This is a genomic window from Rathayibacter tritici (assembly GCF_002932875.1).
GTDB lineage: Bacteria > Actinomycetota > Actinomycetes > Actinomycetales > Microbacteriaceae > Rathayibacter > Rathayibacter tritici.
Window position 1 is genome coordinate 1 of sequence record NZ_PSWS01000064.1, and the last position, 8,804, is coordinate 8,804.

The following is an 8,804-nucleotide window of genomic DNA, read 5'->3' on the forward strand; positions in this document are numbered from 1 at the left end:
GATATTCCACACCGACTACCGGCGGCCACTGCGCACCTTCCGAGATGCCTTCAACGCCGTCCGCGGACTCATCTTTTTCACTCGGCAAAAAACCAATTTTGCATAAGCCTCAATGCTTGCATCGCGGCGATCTGCTGGCCGTGCTCATCGAGGACTCGATGATCCAGCGCGAGCATCGCCGGAGTGTTGGTCAGCAGCGTGCTGAGGATGCGCTCCTTCTCCCATCCCTCGAACTTGTAGAGACCCATCTCCCATCGGTCGGTCGACACGACGGAATCGTGGAGGACAGTCTCGTAGAGCGGCACGCGGAAGCGGGGATCCACCATCTCCTTCGCCAGCGCATCGGACAGCGCGACGGGCGTGAAGAAGAAGGCCGGACGCTTGGCGGGCCAGTAGCCGCCCCACTGCTTCTTGTCCTTCTGGAGCGTCCAGATGCCGTTCGAGATCGGGGTGCTCGAGCCGTGCGAGAAGGCGAGCGCAGGGTTCGCCCACCACTCCGCCTTCTCGGAGCCGACGACGAGCGGCTTCCCGTCGGAGAATCCTCCGGCCGCGAGCTTCTCCAGGCGATCGATGCGGTTCTTACGGTCCTGCGCCTCAGTCTGCGGATGAGCGGGCGTGACGTCGTGTGCCAGGTCCCCCGTGGCATCGACGTCGAGGAAGTAGGACGGGACGTTGTTCGCGGTCATGGTCCGGACGCGATCGGTGAGCACGCCCGTGTCCGCTTCCGCGTTCGCCATCGCCGAGGTACTCAGGGTGCATCCTCGGCCGGCGAACCCCTCACGACGGTCGCCGTTCTCGTCCGTCACGCAGCCGTTCGGCCAGATGTCTCCCGGCCACACGCTCGACGAGCTGTCGGACGATGACGGATCCTGCGCGTTCTCCCAGGAGTCGTACGGCGCTGCGAGGTAGCCGGCGTCCGTCACCGCTTGGACCGTGGACGAACTCATCGACGCGACATCGGCGTTGTAGCCGAGCCATGCGTTCTGGATGCCGAGCTCCTTCAATCGGCTGACGATCGTCGGGTCGTCACCGTCTCCCCAGAGATATCCGTGCACTGCGCCGAGGAGCTTGCGCGTCTGCGGATTCGCAGCGATTTTCTCGTCGAGTGTCGTGATTCCTCCCCGGGAGAGAAGAAGGCGGCGGTAGTCCTGCGCCGCTGCGACGGGATTCCCGTCCGTCGCGGCCATCGTGACTCGGAACGTCGATGTCCTCCGCGTGCTGTCGAAGGAGTGCTCGGCGGAGGCGGACAACCGCTCGTTCTGTGCAGCGAAAGCGACCTGGGTGCCGATGTCCGTGTCCGCGTCCACGATGTAGCTCACGCCCGCTCCGCCGAATGTCGTTCCCCAGAAGGGCATCGTGACGTTGTCGGTCATACCCCACGGGCTGTCCGTGAGATGCGAGTCCTTCGACCACCAGAACGGGTCATCGACCGGGATCGACTGGCCTTCGCCGTTGGGGAACTCGATCGATCGCGTCGACGGTTCCGTCGCGGTAACGGGCCAGGACACGGTGCGGTCCGTCGGGGAATCGAGGTCGACCGCGAGTCGACCGTCCTGATCCGAGACGATCGAGTACGAGCGGCTCGCCTGATAGCCGTCGGGAGCGGTGAGGCGAACGTCGAGGTGCTGCCCGGCGAGGTGGCCCGGCCAGCGGGGCACGTGGAGCACGATCAGGCGCGAGGTGGGCGTGAGCGGGGCGGCCGACTCGGCCAGCGCCTGCATCCAGATCACCAGTAGCGTTCTTCTTTCCACGGATCTCCGTGCAGGTGGTAGCCGTTCTGTTCCCAGAAGCCGGGCTCGTCGCCGGGCATCAGGCGCAGCGTCCGCACCCACTTCGCGCTTTTCCAGAAGTAGAGGTGCGGCACCAGCAGGCGGGCGGGGCCGCCGTGCTCGGCCGCGAGCGGCTTCCCCTCGAACTCGGTGGCGATCCAGGCCTTCCCGCCGCGGATCTCGGCGAGCGGGAGGTTAGTCGTGTAGCCGCCGAAACTGTGCGCCATGACGAAGCCGGCGTCGCTCTCGAGTCCCTCCAGGAGCGTGTCGACCGACACTCCGCGCCAACTCGTGCCCAATTTCGACCAGCGCGTCACACAGTGGATGTCGGTGCGGACGTCCTCGTGCGGGAGTTCGGCGAACTGCTCCCAGCTCCAGCGGCGGACGCCGGCCGGACCGGCATCGATCGAGAGAGCCCACTGGTGAATGTTCGGGGTGGGCCCGACCGAGAGCACGGGGAAGTCGCGTTCGAGGTACTGGCCCGGCGGGAGAGCGGGATTCATGTCGCGCTTGCCGAAAAAGCCCGCGTGATGATGCCCATGTCCGCCCTCGTCATCCTCGGGGCAGCACCCCGGGTCCGTGGAAACTGCTCGTGGCGCCCACGCTATCGCTCGCTCAGCTCAGGGACCGGGCGCGTAGCGACACACTCATGACCTTGTCGGCGGTCAGTGGGAAGATCACCCCATGAAATGCGCTGCCGTGCCACCGTACCTTCTCGTCCGCATCTCTCAGCTCGAAGATCCCGCCTTCGCCAGGGCAGCACAGGCTGCGAGCCGCTCCCTCCAGCAGGACCTGCCCTTCCGCCGCGACCGCCCAGACGAACCGGGCCATCGAGCGCCGACCGCGTCGGCGACACGGTCGACGCGCACCAGCCCGCAGGCGCTCCAGCGCACCATCTCCGACGCGAAAAACACGCAGACCCTGCCCGGCACCGTTATCCGCCGAGAAGGTGAGCCGCCGCTCGGCGACACCGCAGCGGATGAGGCGTACGACAGCCTCGGTGCGATGTCCACCTTCCTGCAGAAGGCGTACGGCCGTGCCTCCATCGATGACGCGTGGCTACCGCTGGACGCGACGGTGCACTACGGCCATGAGTACGACAACGCCTTCTGGGACGGCTCACGGATGGTCTTCGGAGACGGCGACGGGCAGGTCTTCCGCCGCTTCACGGTCTCGCCGAGCGTGATCGGACACGAGCTCACGCACGGGATCACTGCCTCCACCGCCAACCTGGTCTACCGCGGTCAGTCGGGCGCCTTGAACGAGTCGATCTCGGACGTCTTCGGCACGCTGCTGGAGCAGTTCGGCGCAGACCAGAGCGCGAGGGACGCGAGCTGGCTGATCGGCGAGGGCCTGTTCACCGACGACGTGCAGGGCACGGCGATGCGGTCGATGCTCGCCCCCGGGACCGCGTACGACGACGACGTGCTCGGCTCCGACCCGCAGCCGGGGTCGATGGCTCACTACGTCGAGACCGACGAGGACAACGGCGGAGTGCACATCAACTCCGGCATCCCGAACCGGGCGTTCGCCGTCGCGGCGACCACGCTCGGTGGCCGCGCCTGGGAGCGCATGGGTCAGGTGTGGTACGACGTCCTCACCGGCGGGGTCCTCACGGCGACGGCCGACTTCGCGGCTTTCGCAGCGCTCACCGTGACGGCTGCTTCGGCGCGCTACGGCGCCGACTCCGACGTCGAGGACGCGGTGCGCCGGGGCTGGACAACCGTGGGCGTCGCGCTGCCGGAGTGACGTCGGGCCAGCTGCTGGCCCACGGAGAGTAACATCGCGCTCATGGACGTCATTGTGTCGCGCAGCGGTGGATTCGCCGGTCTCCGTCGCGAGTGGCGGGTCGACGTGGAACAGCAGCCCGACGAGCGAGCCTGGCACGACCTGCTCGGCTCGCTCCCCTGGGATGACGCTGACGGTGACTCCCCCGCCAGCGCCGACCGTTTCGTCTACGAGATCCGCGTGCAGACCCACCACGTCCGCCTCGGCGAGACCGAGCTCGACGGTGCCTGGCGGGAGTTGGTCGACCGCGTGAAGAAGGCGCAGCCCCGCTAGGAGCTGCGCCTTCTTCGCGGGCTCGGGCTAGCGGGTGCCGAGCAGGTCGATCACGAAGATCAGGGTCTTGCCGGAGAGCGGGTGCCCGCCACCGGCTGGGCCGTAGGCCAGCGCGGGCGGGCAGACCAGCTTGCGGCGGCCGCCGACCTTCATCCCCGGGATCCCCTGCTGCCAGGCGCGGATCAGGTTGCTGAGGGGGAAGTTGATCGACTGGTGACGGCTCCAGGAGGAGTCGAATTCGTCACCCGTGTCGTACTCGACGCCGAGGTAGTGCACCTCGACGGTCGAGCCGGGCTGCGCCTCGGCGCCGTCACCGACGACGATGTCTTCGACGACGAGAGTGTCGGGCGCCGGGCCCTCAGGTGCGTCGAGCTCGGGCTTAGTCAGGTTCTCGCTGCTCATGCCTCGATCCTACGGCGCCCGGGGGCGGAGTCTGGGAGCGGGCTGGAGGCGCTCACTCGACCAGGGTGAGGCGCTGCGTCGGCCGGGTCATCGCCACGTAAAGGGAGGCGGCGCCGCGCTCGCCGGCCTGCGCGATCAGGCGCGGGCGGGCGATGATCACAGAGTCGAACTCGAGCCCCTTGGCGTCGTTCGTCGAGAGCACGGCGATCGCGCGGTCGAGCCCGGACGCTCCGCGGCCGACCTCCCGGCCGAACCGCTCCCCGAGGCGCTCGGCTACCGCGGCGAGGACGTCGTCGGGCGCGATGACCGCGAGGGTTCCCTCCGCCTCGATCGCCCGGTCCTCGACCACGGCCGCGAGCACGCGTTCGGGAAGGCTCGCGTCACCGCGGTCGCGAATCGTCCGCACCGGCCACTCGGTGGAGCGCACGGCCTCGCCCGGAGTGATCTCGAGCCCGTTCTCGCGCGCCGTCCGCTCAGCGAACGCGACGATCTGCGCCGGCGTGCGGTAGTTGACCGTCAGCTCCTCGAGGTGCCACGGCGCCGCCTCCACTCCGCGCCCCTGGCGGCCGAAGGTGTCGCGCAGCGCGGCGTCCCAGCTCGACGCGGCGGAGGCTCCGGACGCCTGCGCGACATCGCCGACGATCGTGAAGGAGCGCATGGGGCACCGACGCAACAGCACCCGCCACTGCATCGGCGAGAGCTCCTGCGCCTCGTCGACCACGATGTGGCCGTAGGTCCAGGTGCGATCCGCCGCGGCCCGCTCAGCGGTGGTGCCGAGCACGGAGCGCTCGGCGAACCCGGCCGCGAGGTCCTTGGCGTTGACGAGTCCGTCGACTCCCATGTTGCGGATGGCCGCCTCCGCGTTCTCGATGTCGCGGCGGCGCTGCTCCTTCTCGGCCTTCTTCGACGCGTCGGCATGGTCGTCGTAGGCGCCGAGCAGTTCCGCGGCCTCATCCAGCAGGGGCACATCCGAGACCGTGAAGGGAGCGTCGCGGTCACGGCGCAGGAGCGAGCGTTGCTCCGCGCTCCAGCGCGGGGTGAGGGTGGCGAACCAGTTCGGGCGAGCGAAGAGATCCTGCAGCAGCTTCTCGGGGGTGAGCGGGATCCACGCCGTGTTCAGCGCGACGCGCACGTCGTACGCGGTGCGGACGTCCTCGCGCAGCACCGCCTCGTCGGCCTCGTCGACCGTGCTGCCGTGGCGGCGCAACTGGTCGGCGAGCTGCCGAGTCAGCTGCGAGAGCAGCGTCTTGACGAAGGTGACCCGGGCCTCGTTGTGCGGCTTGCGGGAGTCGCGGGCGCGGGTGATCGCGCGCTCCACGTCCTGGGGCTCCAGGCGCAGCTTCTCGCCGTTGACATCGAGCAGCTGCACCTCGGCCGGGACGACCTGGCGGGAGCGGACGGCACGCTTGAGCAGCTCCGCCATCCGCGCCGAGCCCTTCACGCGCGCGACCGCCGGCACATCCTCATCGACGAGGTCGAGGCCCGGGTAGAGCTGGCCGAGCGTGGCGAGGACGACGCCCGTCTCGCCGAGCGAGGGCAGGACCGCCTCGATGTAGCGGAGGAAGGAGCGCGACGGCCCGACGACGAGCACGCCGGAGGAGGCGATCCGGTCGCGGTAGGAGTAGAGCAGGTAGGCGGCGCGGTGCAGGGCGACCGCTGTCTTGCCGGTGCCGGGTCCACCCTGCACGACGAGCACGCCGCGCAACTCGGAGCGGATGATGCGGTCCTGCTCGCTCTGGATGGTCGCGACAATGTCGTGCATCCGACCGGTGCGCTGCGCACCGAGGGCCGCCATGAGAGCCCCCTCGCCCTGCAGCACGGTCCCCTCGCGCAGCAGCTCCTCGTCGAAGACCTCGTCCTCGAAGCGAAGGACCTCGCGCCCGCGAGTGGTGAGGTGGCGCCGCGCCCGGGTTCCCATCGGGCGGGCCGCGGTGGCCTGGTAGAAGGCGGCCGACTGGGGGGCGCGCCAGTCGAGCAGCAGCGTGTCCTGCTCCTCGTCGCGCAGCCCGATGCGGCCGATGTAGCGGTGCTCGGAGTCGCCATCGGCCAGAGTCAGCCGGCCGAAGGCGAGGCGGTCGTCGGCGCCGGTGAGCGAGCGGAGGCGGTCCTCGTAGAGCCGTGCATAGGCGTCGCGCTCGGAGCGGCTCTGATGGTTGCCGCCGACGCTCTCGATGCGGACGGTGTCCAGCGCCTCGCGGGTCTGGGCGATCAGCTCGTCGAGGCGCGCGTAGAGCGCCGCCACGTACTCGCGCTCACGAGAGAGCTCGGTGCCCTGGAGCGTACTGCCGTCCGTCATCGTCCGCCTTCCGTGGATCCGCCGCCGCGGGGCGGGAGGCGCGGGATGCGCTCCGAAGGCCGCGGGAAAAGAGGCGGTCCAGTCTACCGAGCGTTCGACGGCGGCCTGCGTGGCATGCGGGATCCGACTACCTCTTGCGCTCGGCGCGACCGAGGAGCATCCTTTTTCTCACGAAGAGTTCGACGCCCCGTCCGAGCAGCCGGCCCTGCCGCTGCCGCAGGGCGTCGAACTCTTTCTCGTTCCGGGCCCACGGACCGCGTCCTCCTACCGCCCGAGTCCTACCGGGCGCGCCGGGGTCCTGCCGGGAACAGAACCGACCGGCTCCGCGTTGCAGGCCGCATGACCACTCCGAGTAGCAGCGTCACTGCACCCTCCCGCGCCTCAGTCGACCTCACGGAGGCGGCGCGCGCCGGCTGGGAGTCGTGGCTCGCCCGACGCGTCGAACGCGTCACCGGACCCCGCGGCGACCTCGCCCTCGTCGAGACCCGCTGGCTCGAGCCCGGCGAGAGCGTCGACGACGAGCAAGCGCTGGCCGGCTACGGTCCCTCCGCCACCCTGACCCGCATGCGCCGCGAGAACCTCGACACCGGCGAGCCCGAATACGGCTACCGGGTGTGGGACGCCGCCTCGGCAGGCATCCGCTCGTTCGACGCCATCGAGACCTTCCCGTTCGACGCCGCCTGGGTGCTCGAGGCGTGGTTCGAGCCGGTGAGCGAGGACCGCACGGTTCCGTTCGAGCACCTGCGCGACAACGGGGCGACCCGGGACTTGGTCGTTCCCGGCGACATCATCTTCTCGCTGGTGGAGGACGGCCGCGCCCAGGAGTACACGGTGGCGGCGTTCGACGACGGCGGCACACTGCTCGTGCCGTTCGGCGACCCGACCAACCGCAGCGACGACCCTGACCTCGCAAGCTACCCTGTCGGCCGCTTCCTCGTGGTGCAGCGGATCGGCGGCGCAGCGGATGCGGGCACGCCAGGCCCGGTGCTCCTGGACTTCAACCGCGCCTACATCCCGCCGTGCGGGTTCTCGCCGCACTACAACTGCCCGCTGCCGCCCGCGCAGAACCGGCTCGGCGTGCCGGTGACGGCCGGCGAGCGGCGGGTGCGGCGCGACTCCGCCTGACGCTCAGCGGGCCTGCGCACGGTTCAGCCGGGCCTGCACGGCTCAGCGGGGCCTACGCGGCTCAGCGGGTCAGCGCGGCCCGGCGAGCGACGAGTTCCTCGAGCAGGACGCGCTCGTCCACCTCGCCGGTGCGCCCACCCCGGCCGAGCACGAGGTGCTGCCGGTGATGGGCGAGCCGCGTCGCCGCGCGGAGGAAGTCCCGCATCGCGCGCGGCCGGTCACCGCCCGCGCTCCGGGCCCAGTGCGCGGCGGTGCGCCGCCCCTCCGCAGTGCCGATCATCCGCACCTCAGCGGGCGAGAACCAGCCGGCACGGGCGTAATCGTCGAGCCGCGCCAGCGTCACACGCCGCTCCTGCCTGCGCAGCAGCACGACGACGACCACGGCAACCGCGAACAACGGCACCTGCACCACTCCGTAGAAACCGAACCAGTCGGACACCAGGAACGACGAGCCGTTCCACAGGCCGTGCAGGAACGCGGCGAGCGCCAGACCGAGCAGGGCGATCGGGACGCGCGCGGCTGCCGGACGGTTCGAGGCGAAGCCGAGCGCGGCACCTGTGCAGGCGGTGAACAGCACGTGCGCGAACGGCGAGAGCACTCCGCGGAGGAAAAAGGTGACGGCGAGCGAATCGAAGCCGCCCTCGACCAGCGCGCTGCCGAAGTAGAGGATGTTCTCGACGAAAGCGAACCCGGATGCGACGACGGCCGCGTAGACGACGCCGTCGACCGGGCCGTCGAAGGTGCGGCGCCAGATCAGCAGCACGAGGAGGACACCGAGTCCCTTGGCGCTCTCCTCCACAAGCGGCGCCTGGATCACGGCGCCGACGAGGTCGGATCCGCTCGGCTGCCGGCCCGAGGCGTAGACCGCGATCTGCACGCCGAGGTCGACCAGGAGTGCGATCGCGACGGACCCCGCCGCGCCCCACAGGAACGCGAACCAGAGGCCGAGTGGCGGCTCCGGCTCCCAGCGGTCGACCCAGCGGACGCCGAGGAGCACCACAGTGAGCGGGACGAGGGCGATCACCGCGCAGACCGCCGCTGCGCTGACGCCGAGCCCCAGCACGACGTAGGCCAGCACGAGCAGCAGCAGAATCCCGAGCAGTGCGACGCCGATCGAGCCGAGCACGGTCGGAACAAGGGAGGGACGGGCG

The 8,804-nt window shown here is 70.0% G+C and carries 8 protein-coding genes; 3 read left to right on the top strand and 5 right to left on the bottom strand.

The window, feature by feature from the left end:
- Positions 1-77: 77 nt before the first annotated feature.
- Together C5D07_RS16175 and C5D07_RS12895 are read right to left on the bottom strand one after the other, a co-directional pair.
- Positions 78-1,721, bottom strand: a complete 1,644-nt coding sequence (locus tag C5D07_RS16175) for a glycoside hydrolase (protein WP_346243098.1) — start codon at positions 1,719-1,721, stop codon at positions 78-80.
- A 5-nt stretch (positions 1,722-1,726) separates the two neighbouring features.
- Positions 1,727-2,272: a molybdopterin-dependent oxidoreductase gene (locus C5D07_RS12895; RefSeq protein ID WP_104259504.1), complete on the bottom strand. Its 546-nt coding sequence runs from the start codon at positions 2,270-2,272 to the stop codon at positions 1,727-1,729.
- A 181-nt stretch (positions 2,273-2,453) separates the two neighbouring features.
- Here C5D07_RS12895 and C5D07_RS12900 point away from each other — a divergent pair, with 181 nt between their 5' ends.
- Together C5D07_RS12900 and C5D07_RS12905 are read left to right on the top strand one after the other, a co-directional pair.
- Complete coding sequence (locus tag C5D07_RS12900; protein ID WP_068252307.1) at positions 2,454-3,518, top strand: M4 family metallopeptidase; 1,065 nt, start codon at positions 2,454-2,456, stop codon at positions 3,516-3,518.
- Between the two features lie 42 nt (positions 3,519-3,560).
- Positions 3,561-3,830 (top strand): protealysin inhibitor emfourin, encoded by a 270-nt coding sequence (locus tag C5D07_RS12905; RefSeq protein WP_068252304.1) that lies wholly within the window; start codon positions 3,561-3,563, stop codon positions 3,828-3,830.
- 27 nt (positions 3,831-3,857) lie between these two features.
- Here C5D07_RS12905 and C5D07_RS12910 read toward each other — a convergent pair whose 3' ends face one another.
- Positions 3,858-4,232 (bottom strand): FKBP-type peptidyl-prolyl cis-trans isomerase, encoded by a 375-nt coding sequence (locus C5D07_RS12910; RefSeq protein ID WP_068252302.1) that lies wholly within the window; start codon positions 4,230-4,232, stop codon positions 3,858-3,860.
- 52 nt (positions 4,233-4,284) lie between these two features.
- On the bottom strand, positions 4,285-6,528 hold the full coding sequence (locus C5D07_RS12915) for a HelD family protein (RefSeq protein ID WP_068252299.1): 2,244 nt from the start codon (positions 6,526-6,528) through the stop codon (positions 4,285-4,287).
- Between the two features lie 339 nt (positions 6,529-6,867).
- On the opposite strand from C5D07_RS12915, the gene C5D07_RS12920 reads away from it, so the two are divergent.
- On the top strand, positions 6,868-7,653 hold the full coding sequence (locus C5D07_RS12920) for a DUF1684 domain-containing protein (RefSeq protein WP_068252297.1): 786 nt from the start codon (positions 6,868-6,870) through the stop codon (positions 7,651-7,653).
- A gap of 61 nt (positions 7,654-7,714) precedes the next feature.
- On the opposite strand, the gene C5D07_RS12925 is transcribed toward C5D07_RS12920, so the two are convergent.
- A partial coding sequence (locus tag C5D07_RS12925; protein ID WP_346243097.1) for a PrsW family intramembrane metalloprotease occupies positions 7,715-8,804 on the bottom strand: 1,090 nt, incomplete at its 5' end.

What these genes read in the sequence shown, in the direction of transcription:
- C5D07_RS16175 (WP_346243098.1), bottom strand. Translation starts at nt 1,721, where the DNA reads ATGCAGGCGCTGGCCGAGTCGGCCGCCCCGCTCACGCCCACCTCGCGC.
- C5D07_RS12895 (WP_104259504.1), bottom strand. Translation starts at nt 2,272, where the DNA reads ATGAATCCCGCTCTCCCGCCGGGCCAGTACCTCGAACGCGACTTCCCC.
- C5D07_RS12900 (WP_068252307.1), top strand. Translation starts at nt 2,454, where the DNA reads ATGAAATGCGCTGCCGTGCCACCGTACCTTCTCGTCCGCATCTCTCAG.
- C5D07_RS12905 (WP_068252304.1), top strand. Translation starts at nt 3,561, where the DNA reads ATGGACGTCATTGTGTCGCGCAGCGGTGGATTCGCCGGTCTCCGTCGC.
- C5D07_RS12910 (WP_068252302.1), bottom strand. Translation starts at nt 4,232, where the DNA reads ATGAGCAGCGAGAACCTGACTAAGCCCGAGCTCGACGCACCTGAGGGC.
- C5D07_RS12915 (WP_068252299.1), bottom strand. Translation starts at nt 6,528, where the DNA reads ATGACGGACGGCAGTACGCTCCAGGGCACCGAGCTCTCTCGTGAGCGC.
- C5D07_RS12920 (WP_068252297.1), top strand. Translation starts at nt 6,868, where the DNA reads ATGACCACTCCGAGTAGCAGCGTCACTGCACCCTCCCGCGCCTCAGTC.